The sequence below is a fragment of the Streptomyces sp. MZ04 genome, from assembly GCF_004684775.1.
Taxonomy (GTDB): Bacteria; Actinomycetota; Actinomycetes; order Streptomycetales; family Streptomycetaceae; genus Streptomyces.
Window position 1 is genome coordinate 1 of record NZ_SRIC01000245.1, and the last position, 12,717, is coordinate 12,717.

12 protein-coding genes and 1 pseudogene are annotated in these 12,717 nt (G+C 70.9%); 5 read left to right on the top strand and 8 right to left on the bottom strand.

Features of this window, described 5'->3' with window-relative positions:
• Positions 1-62: 62 nt before the first annotated feature.
• Together E2651_RS33700 and E2651_RS33705 are read right to left on the bottom strand one after the other, a co-directional pair.
• Complete coding sequence (locus E2651_RS33700; protein WP_245239392.1) at positions 63-686, bottom strand: DUF305 domain-containing protein; 624 nt, start codon at positions 684-686, stop codon at positions 63-65.
• Positions 683-1,348 (bottom strand): DUF3105 domain-containing protein, encoded by a 666-nt coding sequence (locus tag E2651_RS33705; RefSeq protein ID WP_135335054.1) that lies wholly within the window; start codon positions 1,346-1,348, stop codon positions 683-685. Before E2651_RS33705 ends, E2651_RS33700 begins: the two co-directional genes overlap by 4 nt.
• A 191-nt stretch (positions 1,349-1,539) precedes the next feature.
• Between E2651_RS33705 and E2651_RS33710 the strand changes: the two genes are divergently transcribed.
• On the top strand, positions 1,540-1,980 hold the full coding sequence (locus E2651_RS33710; protein WP_135335055.1) for an Rrf2 family transcriptional regulator: 441 nt from the start codon (positions 1,540-1,542) through the stop codon (positions 1,978-1,980).
• A gap of 147 nt (positions 1,981-2,127) precedes the next feature.
• Here E2651_RS33710 and E2651_RS33715 read toward each other — a convergent pair.
• A pseudogene (locus E2651_RS33715) lies at positions 2,128-2,535 on the bottom strand (hemin transporter); the annotation flags it as partial.
• 270 nt (positions 2,536-2,805) lie between these two features.
• On the opposite strand from E2651_RS33715, the gene E2651_RS33720 reads away from it, so the two are divergent.
• A complete protein-coding gene (locus E2651_RS33720) occupies positions 2,806-4,167 on the top strand; it encodes a glutamine synthetase family protein (RefSeq protein WP_135335056.1) in 1,362 nt (453 codons plus the stop codon).
• Positions 4,168-4,292: 125 nt separating this feature from the next.
• Here E2651_RS33720 and E2651_RS33725 read toward each other — a convergent pair whose 3' ends face one another.
• On the bottom strand, positions 4,293-4,724 hold the full coding sequence (locus E2651_RS33725) for a VOC family protein (RefSeq protein WP_135335057.1): 432 nt from the start codon (positions 4,722-4,724) through the stop codon (positions 4,293-4,295).
• Positions 4,725-4,756: 32 nt separating this feature from the next.
• Complete coding sequence (locus E2651_RS33730; protein ID WP_135335058.1) at positions 4,757-5,272, bottom strand: pyridoxamine 5'-phosphate oxidase family protein; 516 nt, start codon at positions 5,270-5,272, stop codon at positions 4,757-4,759.
• Between the two features lie 115 nt (positions 5,273-5,387).
• Here E2651_RS33730 and E2651_RS33735 point away from each other — a divergent pair, with 115 nt between their 5' ends.
• Positions 5,388-8,381 carry a bifunctional [glutamine synthetase] adenylyltransferase/[glutamine synthetase]-adenylyl-L-tyrosine phosphorylase gene (locus E2651_RS33735; protein WP_135335059.1) on the top strand — a complete coding sequence of 998 codons (2,994 nt, stop codon included), beginning with the start codon at positions 5,388-5,390 and terminating at the stop codon, positions 8,379-8,381.
• Positions 8,382-8,474: 93 nt separating this feature from the next.
• Here E2651_RS33735 and E2651_RS33740 read toward each other — a convergent pair whose 3' ends face one another.
• On the bottom strand, positions 8,475-9,284 hold the full coding sequence (locus E2651_RS33740) for a CbtA family protein (RefSeq protein WP_135335060.1): 810 nt from the start codon (positions 9,282-9,284) through the stop codon (positions 8,475-8,477).
• Between the two features lie 14 nt (positions 9,285-9,298).
• Positions 9,299-9,526, bottom strand: coding sequence for a CbtB-domain containing protein (locus E2651_RS33745; RefSeq protein ID WP_135335061.1), 228 nt, complete (start codon positions 9,524-9,526; stop codon positions 9,299-9,301).
• A 322-nt stretch (positions 9,527-9,848) separates the two neighbouring features.
• Between E2651_RS33745 and E2651_RS33750 the strand changes: the two genes are divergently transcribed.
• A complete protein-coding gene (locus E2651_RS33750) occupies positions 9,849-10,421 on the top strand; it encodes a histidine phosphatase family protein (protein ID WP_135335062.1) in 573 nt (190 codons plus the stop codon).
• Between the two features lie 57 nt (positions 10,422-10,478).
• On the opposite strand, the gene E2651_RS33755 is transcribed toward E2651_RS33750, so the two are convergent.
• Entirely contained in the window at positions 10,479-11,096 is a 618-nt protein-coding gene (locus E2651_RS33755; protein ID WP_135335063.1) for a TetR/AcrR family transcriptional regulator, read from the bottom strand.
• A 149-nt stretch (positions 11,097-11,245) separates the two neighbouring features.
• On the opposite strand from E2651_RS33755, the gene E2651_RS33760 reads away from it, so the two are divergent.
• Positions 11,246-12,694 (top strand): APC family permease, encoded by a 1,449-nt coding sequence (locus E2651_RS33760; RefSeq protein ID WP_135335064.1) that lies wholly within the window; start codon positions 11,246-11,248, stop codon positions 12,692-12,694.
• The last annotated feature ends 23 nt before the right edge of the window (positions 12,695-12,717 follow it).

Consider the following 12,717-nt stretch of genomic DNA (forward strand, 5'->3'; position numbering starts at 1 on the left):
GGGCTCGGGCTCGGGCTCGGGCTCGGGCTCGGGCTCGGGCTCGGGCTCGGGCTCGGGGGAAGTTACGGCTTGGCGCCCCGCGCCTTCAGCAAGTCGGTCATCAGCTCGACCTCCGACTCCTGGGAGGCCACCATCCCCTTGGCCAGCCGGAGTTCGACGCCGACCTCGCACCGCTCGACGCACCCCTCGGCCATGTGAATGCCACCCTTGTGATGGTCGATCATGAGCTGCAGGAAGCGCACCTCCGCCGCCCGCCCGCTCAGCTTGCCGAGGCGTGACAGCTCCGTGTTCGTCGCCATGCCCGGCATCAGCGCGCCGTCCTCGCCGGGCGGCATGTCGCCCATGCCCATCCACTCCATCGGCGCGCCGTCCGACACCTTCGGCAGCTCCCACAGATCCAGCCAGCCGAGCAGCATGCCCCGCTGATTCGCCTGCGTCTGGGCGATGTCGTACGCGAGGCGCCGGATCTCCTCGTTCTTGGTGCGGTCCCGCACGATGTACGACATCTCGACGGCCTGCTGGTGGTGGATCGCCATGTCGCGGGCGAAGCCCGCGTCGGCCGACGCGGACGCGGGGACGTCCGTCCCGTCCGAGCCGTCCGTCGCGGCGACCGCCGCCGTGATGCCGCCGGCCGCGACGACCACCGCGGCGGCGGCCCCGACCAGCCGGCAGGTGCGTCGCCTCACTGGGGCTTGCCCCCCGTGCAGGCGGCCCCCGGCTCGGGGGTCTGCTTGCCCTGGACGTACGAGGAGAAGAAGGACTTGACCTTCGGGTCGGCCGCGCCCGTCACCGTGCGCTGGTGGCCCCAGGCGGAGAGCATGATCGGGTCCTTCTGGTCCTTGACCGGGCTCATCAGCGAGTAGGGCGTCTGCTTGACCTTCGCCTCGAGCTTCTTCAGGTCGGCGGGCTTCGCCTTGTCGTTGTACGTCACCCAGACCGCGCCGTGTTCCAGGGAGTGCACGGCGTTGCGCTCCGGGAGTTCGTCCTTGTAGACGTCGCCGTTGCAGTTCATCCACACCTGGTCGTGGTCGCCGCCCACCGGCGGCTTCATCGCGTAACTGACGTCCTTGGTGACGTGCGTGCGGCCCAACTGCTTCGCGTTCCAGACCTTTTCGCCGTCCGCGGTCACCTTGAACTTCGGCGCCGACTTCCCGTCGGCGACCGTGTCGGAATCGTCGGAGGCGTTCTGGAAGAGGACGACACCGCCCACGGCGAGCGCCGCGACGACCACTGCGCTGAGGGTGATCGTGACGACGCGGCCCCGGCGGTCGCGTGCGCGCTCGGCCCGGCGCATCTCCTCTATCCGGGCCTTGCGGGAGGCGGAGCTCGTGTTCTTGGCGGAACCCATGATGTGTCCTTCTGCGGAAAGGGACGGGTGGGACGGATGAGAACGAGTCCGCTGATCGTAAGGGGAGGGAAGGGCCCTGCCACAGGGTGTCCGGCGAAACCGAGGGCCTGCCGGGTCAGGTCCAGGCCATGGCCGTCCAAGCCCTGGCCGGAAAATTTGAAGCGCAGATGCGCATTAACTACGCTCGAGGCATGCGGCTCATGCGATCCACCGACCTGGCGCTGCGCACCCTCATGCGCCTGGCCGTGGCGGGCGGGGCGGCCCCCACGACGCGCGAGGTGGCCGCGGACATGGCGGTGCCGTACACGCACGCCGCGAAGGTCGTCGCCGAACTCCAGAAGATGGGCCTGCTCGATGCCCGCCGGGGCAGGGGCGGCGGGCTCTCGCTGACCGAGTCGGGCCGCACGGCGTCGGTCGGCGCGCTGGTGCGGTCCTTCGAGGGTGCGGGCGACGTGGTGGAGTGCGAGGGCGCGACGCCGTGCCCGCTCAGCCCGGCGTGCCGTCTGCGGGGCGCGCTGCGCGCCGCGCAGGAGGCGTTCTTCGCCTCGCTTGACCCGCTGACGGTGGCGGACATCGTGGCGGCACCGACGGGCCCGCTGCTCCTGGACATCGCCACCCGCGCCGACGGCTGAGACGCGCCTCTCGGCAATCCGCCTCTCGGCAATCCGCCTCTCGGCAATCCGCCTCTCGGCAATCCGCCCCTCGGTAATCCGCCTCTCGGTAATCCGCCCCTCCGCAATCCGCCCCCTCGACAATCCCCCCTCGACAATCCCCCTCGGCTATCCGCGCGCCAGCCAGAGGTCGGGCCCGAACACCTCGTAGCGGATGTCGGCGGGGGCGACCCCTCGCTCGATGAGCTGGGAACGTACCGCCCGCATGAAGGGCAGCGGCCCGCACAGGTACGCGCGCGTGCCGGCCGGAATCGCGGGCAGGGCCGCCAGATCGACGCGTCCCGTGAGGGCGGCGGGATGCCCCTGGTCCGGTCGCTCGTAGAAGAAGTGCGCGGCGCCGTCCGGGAGTTTGCCCGCGTACGCCGTGTGATCGGCGCGCAGCGCGTGCTCGGCGGGGGAGCGGTCGGCGTGCACGACGGTGACGGGGCCGCGGTGCCCGCCCGCGGCCAGCTGCTCCAGCATGGCGATCATCGGGGTGACGCCGATGCCGGCGGAGGCGAGCAGCAGCGGGGCCTCGGTGTCCGCCGGGTCCAGGAAGAGGAGGAATGGTGGAGGGGGATGGGCGATCCGGGTCGGCCCGCTGTTACGGACCCGCCGATCAGCAGGCACTATGGGCACAGCACGGCAATCAGAGTGGCGAGCGGCACGGTCCGGTACACGACGGCACGGGGGCCGCAACGCGCTCGAAACCGCGGAGTGGGATGCTCATGTGCCCGATGTGTCCCCAGACGCGAACACGGCGCGGGCGCAGGCGGCCTGACCAGCAAGGATGGGTGGAAGCGGAAGATGGACAAGCAGCAGGAATTCGTGCTCCGGACTCTGGAGGAGCGCGACATCCGGTTCGTACGCCTGTGGTTCACGGATGTCCTCGGCTTCCTGAAATCGGTCGCGGTGGCACCCGCCGAGCTGGAGCAGGCCTTCGACGAAGGCATCGGCTTCGACGGCTCGGCCATCGAGGGCTTCGCCCGAGTGTACGAATCGGACATGATCGCCAAGCCGGACCCCTCGACCTTCCAGGTCCTGCCCTGGCGCGCGGAGGCCCCCGGCACCGCCCGGATGTTCTGCGACATCCTCATGCCGGACGGCTCCCCGTCCTTCGCCGACCCGCGTTACGTCCTGAAGCGGGCCCTGGCGAAGACCTCCGACCTCGGGTTCACCTTCTACACCCACCCCGAGATCGAGTTCTTCCTCCTGAAGGACAAGCCGCTGGACGGCTCGCGGCCCACCCCCGCCGACAACTCCGGCTACTTCGACCACACCCCGCAGAACGTGGGCATGGACTTCCGCCGCCAGGCCATCACGATGCTCGAATCCATGGGCATCTCGGTGGAGTTCAGCCACCACGAGGGTGCGCCGGGCCAGCAGGAGATCGACCTCCGCTACGCGGACGCGCTCTCCACGGCCGACAACATCATGACCTTCCGCCTGGTCATGAAGCAGGTCGCGCTGGAGCAGGGCGTCCAGGCGACGTTCATGCCGAAGCCGTTCTCCGAGCACCCGGGCAGCGGTATGCACACGCACCTGTCGTTGTTCGAGGGCGACCGCAACGCGTTCTACGAGTCCGGCTCCGAGTACCAGCTCTCCAAGGTCGGCCGCTCTTTCATCGCGGGCCTCCTGAAGCACGCCGCCGAGATCTCCGCGGTCACCAACCAGTGGGTGAACTCCTACAAGCGCATCTGGGGCGGCTCGGAGCGCACGGCGGGCGCGGGCGGCGAGGCACCGTCGTACATCTGCTGGGGCCACAACAACCGCAGCGCGCTCATCCGCGTCCCGATGTACAAGCCCGGCAAGACGGGCTCGGCGCGCGTCGAGGTCCGCTCGATCGACTCGGGCGCCAACCCCTATCTGACGTACGCCGTGCTGCTGGCCGCGGGCCTCAAGGGCATCGAGGAGGGCTACGAGCTGCCGCCGGGCGCCGACGACGACGTCTGGGCGCTGAGTGACGGCGAGCGCCGGGCGATGGGCATCGAGCCGTTGCCGCAGAATCTCGGCGAGGCGATTGCGCTGATGGAGCGCAGCGAGTTGGTCGCCGAGACGCTCGGCGAGCATGTCTATGACTTCTTCCTGCGCAACAAGAAGCAGGAGTGGGAGGAGTACCGCTCCGAAGTCACCGCCTTCGAGCTTCGGAAGAACTTGCCGGTGCTGTAGCGCCCCGTAAGGGGCGCGGGGAACTGCGCGCTCAGCCGACGAAAAGCCGCAGACGCATCTGCCGAGTTGCTGAGCAGACGCGTCTGCGGCTCTTTTGTGGTTGCTCGCGCAGTTCCTCGCGCCCCTTACGGGGCGATGATGGCGTCCCGCAGGGGTGTCGTAGCCCGCACGCGATACTCCTGGATGGCCCAGCCATTGCCATCCGGGTCCTTGAAGTACATGAACGTCCCGCCGTCCTGCGGCGCATGAGCCACCGGCTCGGTGATGTCCAAGCCCCGCGCTGTCAGCTCCGCATGCGCCGCCTTCGCGTCGGAGACGCACAGTTGGAGGCCCTGGTAGGAGCCCGCCGCCGGCGTCGGTCCTTCCATCGTCTCCCAGAGCGTGTCGGCGAGGGCGATGGAACAGCCCGAGCCCGGCGGGGTCAGCTGGACGATGCGCATGCCCGGCATGACCTCCGTGTCGATGTCCACGTGGAAGCCGAGCTTGTCGCGGTAGAACTCCTTCGCCCGGTCGACGTCGCTGACGGGGAGCGGGATCACCTCGAGTGTGTATTCCATGGGCCGCAGTACAGCAGGGACCGGCCCTGCTGTCAGCGCTCGAAACGCCACCGCGTCTGGCTGAACGGCTCGCCCTTGCCGAAGCCGAAGACGGTGCGGGGTGCCACCTCGAAGACGTACGCGTGCCCGGCCCCGTGGTGGAAGCAGCCGTCGCGCACCTCGTAGTGCCAGAAGCTGCCGTACTTCTCCTCCCACGCCGCCGCGAGGGCCCGCAGTCGGTCCTCGTCGGTGACGCGGGCCGCGGTGCCCTCCACCACGAGGTCGTGCCCCTTGTCCCAGAGGTTGGTGCCGGTGGTCAGGACCACCTCGGGGTTGGCCGCGAGGTTCCTCGCCTTGCGCTCCTCGGGGCCCGTCGCGAAGTGCAGGGCGCCGTCCAGCCACACCGCCGGCAGCGGGGTGACGTGCGGGCGCCCGTCGGGACGTACCGTCGAGATCCAGAAGAGCTCGGCCGCCCGCAGTTGCCGCAGCGCGTCGGGCCACGGCGTCGCGGACGCGCCCTGGCTGCTGTACCGGGCGTCCAGTTCGGTACGCGGTTCCCTGCCGGTCATGTTCCGCCTCCTGCCAACGCCACCATGCTCCCGTCCAAGTACGGACCGCGCACGCGGGCGGAACTCATCGGTGAGGCCGTAGGCTCGGGCGAGGAGTGATCGAACGGAGGCGCGCATGACGGTGCCGCAAGGGCGCAGAAGCAGTACGTTCACGCGGCTGCTGCGGCATGGCTTCACCGACCCGTCGGCCGCCGAGCGGCTGCTCGGCGCCCCCGAGCTGGACGCCCTGCGCTCCGATCCGCTGCTGCTCGACGCCCTGGGCGTGGCCGCCGACCCCGATCTGGCGCTGCTCGGCCTGGTCCGGCTCGTCGAGGCGCAGCCGGACGAGACGAGCCGCCGCGAGCTGCTCGACACCCTGGTCAGCGCCAAGCCGCTGCGCGACCGGCTGCTCGGCGTGCTCGGCGCCTCCGAGGCCCTTGCCGACCATCTGGCCCGGCACCCCGGTGACTGGCAGGCCCTGGTCACGTACGAGGCGGCCGATCTGCACCCCGGCGTCGAGGAGTTCGAGCGCGGCCTCGCCGACGCCGGCGACCCGGTCTCGCTCCGGGTCTCCTACCGCCGCTGTCTGCTCGCCATCGCGGCCCGCGACGTGTGCGGCACGACGAACGTCGCCGAGGCCGCGGCCGAGCTCGCCGACCTGGCGACGGCCACCTTGCGCGCGGCGCTCGCGATGGCCAGGACGGCGGCGCCCGCGGACGCCGCGCAGTGCAGGCTCGCGGTCATCGCGATGGGCAAGTGCGGCGGCCACGAGCTGAACTACGTCTCGGACGTCGACGTGATCTTCGTGGGCGAGGCGGCCGACGGAGCCGACGAGGGCAAGGCGCTGCAGGCCGCCACGCGGCTCGCCTCGCACATGATGCGGATCTGCTCGGAGACCACGGTCGAGGGCACGATCTGGCCGGTCGACGCCAACCTCCGCCCGGAGGGGCGCAACGGGCCGCTGGTGCGCACGCTCAGCAGCCACCTCGCCTACTACCAGCGCTGGGCCAAGACCTGGGAGTTCCAGGCGCTGCTCAAGGCCCGCCCGGTCGCCGGTGACCTGGAGCTGGGCGAGGAGTACGTCGCCACGCTCGCGCCGCTCGTCTGGCATGCCGCGGAGCGCGACAACTTCGTCCCCGACGTGCAGAAGATGCGCCGCAGGGTCGTCGAGAACATCCCGGCGGGCGAGGTCGACCGCGAGCTGAAGCTGGGCCCCGGCGGTCTGCGGGACGTCGAATTCGCCGTACAGCTACTGCAGTTGGTGCACGGGCGCAGCGACATGTCGCTGCGCAGCGGCTCGACCCTGGAGGCTCTCGGCGCGCTGGCCGCCGGCGGCTACGTGGGCCGCGTTGACGCCGTCCAGCTCGACGACGCCTACCGTTTCCTGCGCTCCCTGGAGCACCGCATTCAGCTCTTCAAGCTGCGGCGTACGCATCTGATCCCCGAGGACGACGCGGACCTGCGGCGCATCGGCCGCTCCCTGGGCATGCGGACGGAGCCGATCACCGAGCTGAACCGCGCGTGGAAGCGGCACACCTCGGTCGTGCGGCGCCTGCACGAGAAGCTCTTCTACCGCCCGCTCCTCGACGCGGTGGCCCAACTCGCCCCCGGCGAGATCCGGTTGAGCGCGGAGGCGGCCCGTGAACGCCTGGTGGCCCTCGGCTACGCGGACCCGTCATCGGCCATGCGCCACCTGGAGGCGCTCGCCTCCGGCGTGACCCGCAAGGCGGCGATCCAGCGCACCCTCCTTCCGGTACTCCTCGGCTGGTTCGCGGACTCGGCCGACCCCGACGCGGGCCTCCTGAACTTCCGCAAGGTGTCCGACGCCCTGGGCAAGACCCCTTGGTATCTACGGCTGTTGAGGGACGAGGGCGCGGCCGCCGAGAACCTCGCCCGTGTCCTGTCCGCCGGTCGCCTGGCCCCCGGCCTCCTCCTGCGCGCCCCCGAGGCGGTCGCCCTCCTCGGTGACGCCCGCGGCCTCGAACCGCGCGACCACGCCCACCTGGAGCAGGAGATCCTGGCGGCGGTCGGCCGTGCGGACGGCGCCGAACAGGCGGTGACCTCCGCGCGCGGAGTCCGCCGCCGCGAACTGTTCCGCACCGCCGCCGCCGACATCATCGGCTCGTACGGCACCGAGGAGAGCCCCGCCGAGGCCGACCCCGGCGCGCTGGTGAACCTGGTCGGCGACGCGGTCTCGGATCTGACGGCGGCGACGATCGCCGGCACCCTGCGCGCGGTGGTCCGCGAGGGCTGGGGCGACGAGCTGCCCACCCGTTTCACGGTCATCGGCATGGGCCGCTTCGGCGGCCACGAACTGGGCTACGGCTCGGACGCCGACGTCCTGTTCGTCCACGAGCCCCGCGAGGGCGCCGACGAGCAGGAGGCCGCCAAGGCCGCCGCCAAGGTGGTCGCCGAGATGAGCCGCCTCCTCCAACTCCCCTCCTCCGACCCGCCGTTGCTCATCGACACCGACCTCCGTCCGGAGGGCAGGAGCGGCCCCCTGGTGCGTACGCTCAAGTCGTACGAGGCCTACTACCGCCGCTGGTCCCTGGTCTGGGAGTCCCAGGCGCTCCTTCGGGCCGAACCGGTCGCGGGAGACGTCGAGTTGGGCCGCGCCTTCATCGACCTGATCGACCCCCTGCGCTATCCGGCCGAGGGTCTTGGCGAGGACGCGGTCCGTGAGATCCGCCGCCTCAAGGCCCGCATGGAGGCCGAACGGATGCCGCGCGGCGCCGACCCCACCCTGCACACCAAGCTGGGCCGCGGCGGCCTCTCGGACGTCGAATGGACCGTGCAGCTCCTGCAGTTGGATCAGGGCTGGGCCGAGCCGGGCCTGCGCACCACCCGCACGCGCGAGGCCCTGGCGGCGGCCTGCGCGGCCGAGCTGATCCCGGTCGAGGACGCGGCGATCCTCGACGAGGCATGGGTGCTTGCCACGCGGGTGCGCAACGCGGTGATGCTGGTCCGCGGCCGGGCGGGCGACACCTTCCCCTCGGACGGCCGCGAACTGGCCGCCGTGGGGCGGTACTTGGGCTACGACCCCGGGCATGTGGGCGACATGCTGGACGACTACCGCAGGATCACGCGGCGGGCGCGGGCCGTGGTGGAGGAGCGCTTCTACGGGGCGTAGCGGTACACGTGACACCAGGCCCCGCCGGAACCACCAAGCCCCGCCGGAACCCCAAGGGGGTGGGCGGGGCCGGTACGTCGGGCCGCGTGTGCGTCAGGCCACGGCTGGTGTCGGCTGCTCGGCCTCGGTCTTGGCGTCGGCCGCCCGAGGGGCGAGGAGACGCTGTGCCAGGGCTCCGAAGAGGATGCCGAAGACCGCCCACAGCACGGCCTGGATCGCCAGTGAGGCGACTCGGAACTCCCACAACAGGGCCGCGGGGAACCCGGCCTTGACCGCGTCGTCGTTCGCGGGCAGGAACACGAACGCGACAGCGACCACGGCGATGAACCCCGCCCCGGCGGCGAGCGTCGCGTTCCAGTTGCCCAGACGCGGTGCCAGGCGCCGCCCGATGATGATGGCGGCGATGCCGAGCAGCACGCTGAGCAGGATCATCAGGAAGAACAGCGTGGTGCGCTTCGAGATGGTGTCCGGGTTGCCCACCGCGGGTGGGGTCGCCGGGTACTTCAGGAACGGTACGAGGTAGACGGTGGTGAAGGCGCCGGCGGCCGTGAGCGCCGCGGTCGCCCGCGGGCTGAACCGGCCGACGCGGCCCAGCGCGAAGGAGAACGCCAGGGACGCGATGCCGCCCAGGGCGACCCCGTACACCAGGACACCGGTGGCCAGACCGGCGGTCGACTGCACCGACCGGCTGACCACTTCCTCCTCCTCGGCGGCTTCCTCGTGCGCGGCGCCGCCGTGCCCCGCGTGGGGCGCCTCGTGGGCGGCCTGGGCCTCCTCCACCGCGATCGAGCCGTCGACGGACGGCTCACCGATCGCGTAGGCCACACCGAAGGCGAAGAGTCCGGCGATCAGGCCCGCGAGCATGCCACGGACCAGCAGATTTCTCACAGTTGAGGCGTGCACGTACTTGTCGCCTCTCAGTGGCACGGGAAGCCGAGCAGATGACGCCCGTCGTGGACCCACTCGTGCACGTCGGTGCCGGCGAACACAGAGGTGGCCCCCTGCTCGGCACCCACGAAGTACAGCGCGATCAGCGCGAGGAGCCCGGCGAACAGCGCCCAGGGCAGGACAGCCCGCACGGGCAGAGCAGCCGGTGCGGGAGCGGAAGGGGCGGAAACGGCAGCGTTGACGACAGCCTCGGCCATGATGAAACCTCCTTGGGGAACACGCGTCCCATACGGTGGTGCAGGACGACGGTCCACGGGTCTGACTCACCTCGGCGTCACCCTCGAAAAGGGTCCCGCTGCGGCTCACAGTGGCGCGACCGTGCCGGACTTGCACCGGACTTCCGTCTCGCCGTCGTCACGTTCTGTTGAAATGTTCGCCGTGACCGTACCGCGCGCGGGGCCTCCGGCCAAGGGCGTGAGTCTTGTATCACGCCGATACGCCCCCGTCACGCCGGTACGCTTCCGCAGATAGGGTGCCGCGGGTCAACGGCCGTGCGAAGGCCCTCCGGAGGAACCACCCATGACCGTACGTCTCACGCTGATCTCTCCCGCCACGAGCGAAGCTCTGAAGGAGGTCCGCTTCGACGACGACGGTCCTCTCGACCCGGCGGGAATCGCCCGTGCCGAGGCAGCCGCCGCCTCAATCCCCCCGGCCGCCGCCACCTACACCTCACCGTCCCCGCGCTGCCGCGGAACCGCCCACGCCCTCGGCCTTGCCCCCACCGAACCTCTCGCCGCCCTGGCCGCCTGCGACATGGGCCGCTGGCGAGGACGGACGCTGGACTCCGTGGCAGGCGCCGAAGCGGAAGCCGTCGCGCTCTGGCTCGGCGATCCAACTGCCGCACCCCACGGCGGCGAATCACTGCACGAGGTACGCCACCGCGTCGCGACCTGGCTCGATACGTTGAGCAGCGAGGCCGGCCACATCGTGGCCGTCGCCGAGCCGGACGTGATCCGTGCCGCCCTCATCCACGCCCTGTCGGCCCCCGACGAGGCCTTCTGGCGCCTGGACGTCCGCCCGCTCACGGCCACCCAACTCAGCGGCCGCACAGGGCGATGGAACGTCCGCAGCGGTCATGCTCTGGCGCCGTAGTGCTGAAGTTCACCGTGTGGAACGGCAGTTACTGACGGCGGTCGATGAAGGCCGTACTCACGTCCGGTACGCCGCGAGCATCCCTCGCGCATGGGCGAGGAAACCGGCGAGGGCCAGTTCGAAGGCTCGATCGGTGCGGCCGGTCGGCGCGGCGTCGAGTGCCTCCGCCAGGCGCGGCGTCGTCGTCTCGTCCGGCAGTTCCCACATCGCCTCCGGCGCCGCCAGGTCGAGCGCCGAGCCCAGCACCATGTTCTCCAGGGCGACGATCACCGGCATGACGTCCGCGACGTCGAACCCCACGCCCAGGAGCAGCGTGACCGCCCGCTCGTACTGGTCGAGGACGCGCGGGGCCCGCACCGGCGACGTCATCAGGAGCAGGATGGCCCGCGGGTGGGCCGCGAACGCCGCACGGTAGGAACGGGCCCAGGCCGCGAGCGACTCGTCCCATGGGCGGTCCGGGTCAAGGGTCCCGGCGTCGATCGCCTCGCTGACCCGCTCCCGCAGCAGCTCGACGATGCCCTCGCGGCCGTCCACGTGGTGGTAGACGGAGCCGGTCTGCGCGCCGAGCCGCTTGGCGATCTGCGGGACGCTGAAGTCGCCCTTCTCGTCGACCAGGGCGAGCGCTGTCGTGGTGATGCGCTCCCTGTCGAGCAGGGGTGTGCGCGGCCGTCCCATGTTCTCGATCTCCCCGTGAAGCCTTCCCGGATGCCCGTCGGTGAGGTTACATTGCCGAAACCGAAAGCCTTTAGGTTTCGGGTTCGCGGTGGCCACTCCCCACTGCCGCGCCCCCTGCCCCCGCCTGTCGCAGAAGGGCTTCCCTCCGTATGTCCACCACCGCTCCAAGACCAGCCGTCGAGGACGCACCCACCCTCAGGACCGGCTCCCTCGGCACCGCCGACATCGCCTTCTTCGTCGTCTCGGCCGCCGCACCGCTCACCGTCATGGCGGGCGTCGCCCCCATCGCCATCGCGCTCGGCGGCATCGGCGCCCCCGTCGGATACCTCCTCGCCGGCATCACGCTCGCCGTGTTCGCCGTCGGGTTCACCGCCATGAGCCGTCACGTCCGCAGCGGCGGCGCCTTCTACGCGTACATCACGCGCGGCCTGGGCAAGCCCGCAGGAATCGCCGCCGCGCTGCTCGCCATGCTCGGCTACAACGGCATGGAGATCGGCGTCTACGGCCTGCTCGGCACCGCCACCCAGGACACCGCCCACGCCCTCTTCGGCGCCGACATCCCCTGGCTGCCGGTGTCCCTCGCCGGACTCCTCCTGATCTGGTACGCCGGATACCGCTCGATCGACTTCGGCGCGAAGCTGCTCGGCGTGCTCCTCGTCGCCGAGACGGGGATCCTGGTGCTGCTCGCCGGGGGAGTCCTCATCAAGGGCGGTGGCGGGGAGGGCCTGAGCCTGGCCGGCTTCGCTCCGGGCAACGTCCTGATCCCCGGTACCGCCGCCGTGCTCGCCTTCGCCTTCGCCGCGTTCACCGGATTCGAGTCGACCGTCATCTACCGCCGGGAGGCGCGGAATCCGGACCGTACGGTGCCGCGCGCGACGTACATCGCCGTGGCGTTCCTCGGACTCTTCTACGCCTTCGTCGTCTGGACGGTGATCCAGGCCTTCGGCGACGCGGAGGTCGTGAAGGCGGCCGGGGCCGACCCGGCCGGGCTCTTCTTCTCCGCGATCACGACGTACGTCGGCGGATGGGCGGCCGATCTGATGCACGTCCTCATCGTCACGAGCGTCCTCGCGTCGCTGCTCGCCTTCCACAACGCGATCAATCGGTACGGGCTCGCGCTGGCGGAGGAGGGTGTGCTGCCGAAGGCGCTGGGGCGCGTACACGCACGCCACCGGTCGCCCTATCTTGCGGGGGCCGCGCAGACGGTGCTGGGGGCGGTGGTGGTGCTGGCCTTCGCCCTGGCGGGCGCGGATCCGTACGCTCAGCTGCTGCTGTGGGTCAACACCCCGGGAATGATCGGCCTGCTGGCCCTCCAGCTCCTGGCGGCGATCGCGGTCCCGTTCTACTTCCGGCGGATCAGCCATGAGGAAGGGGTGCTGCGGACGGTGGTGGCGCCGGTGGTGGCGACGCTGCTGCTCAGTGCGGCACTGATCCTCGTCGCCACCCACATCGACGTCTTCACCGGGGCGTCCCCGCTGGTGAACGCCATCCTGGTGGGCGTCACCCCCGCGGTCTTCGCCCTCGGCCTCCTGCTGGCGCTACGCCTGCGCCGTCGCCGTCCGGCGGTGTACGAGAACTTCGCGTCAGAGCCAAGCTGATTCCCCAACCCCTGTCTCTTATA

Bases quoted from the DNA above. Each gene is read 5' to 3' on its own strand.
- E2651_RS33705 (WP_135335054.1), bottom strand. From the start codon at position 1,348: ATGGGTTCCGCCAAGAACACGAGCTCCGCCTCCCGCAAGGCCCGGATA.
- E2651_RS33710 (WP_135335055.1), top strand. From the start codon at position 1,540: ATGCGGCTCATGCGATCCACCGACCTGGCGCTGCGCACCCTCATGCGC.
- E2651_RS33720 (WP_135335056.1), top strand. From the start codon at position 2,806: ATGGACAAGCAGCAGGAATTCGTGCTCCGGACTCTGGAGGAGCGCGAC.
- E2651_RS33725 (WP_135335057.1), bottom strand. From the start codon at position 4,724: ATGGAATACACACTCGAGGTGATCCCGCTCCCCGTCAGCGACGTCGAC.
- E2651_RS33730 (WP_135335058.1), bottom strand. From the start codon at position 5,272: ATGACCGGCAGGGAACCGCGTACCGAACTGGACGCCCGGTACAGCAGC.
- E2651_RS33735 (WP_135335059.1), top strand. From the start codon at position 5,388: ATGACGGTGCCGCAAGGGCGCAGAAGCAGTACGTTCACGCGGCTGCTG.
- E2651_RS33745 (WP_135335061.1), bottom strand. From the start codon at position 9,526: ATGGCCGAGGCTGTCGTCAACGCTGCCGTTTCCGCCCCTTCCGCTCCC.
- E2651_RS33750 (WP_135335062.1), top strand. From the start codon at position 9,849: ATGACCGTACGTCTCACGCTGATCTCTCCCGCCACGAGCGAAGCTCTG.
- E2651_RS33755 (WP_135335063.1), bottom strand. From the start codon at position 11,096: ATGGGACGGCCGCGCACACCCCTGCTCGACAGGGAGCGCATCACCACG.
- E2651_RS33760 (WP_135335064.1), top strand. From the start codon at position 11,246: ATGTCCACCACCGCTCCAAGACCAGCCGTCGAGGACGCACCCACCCTC.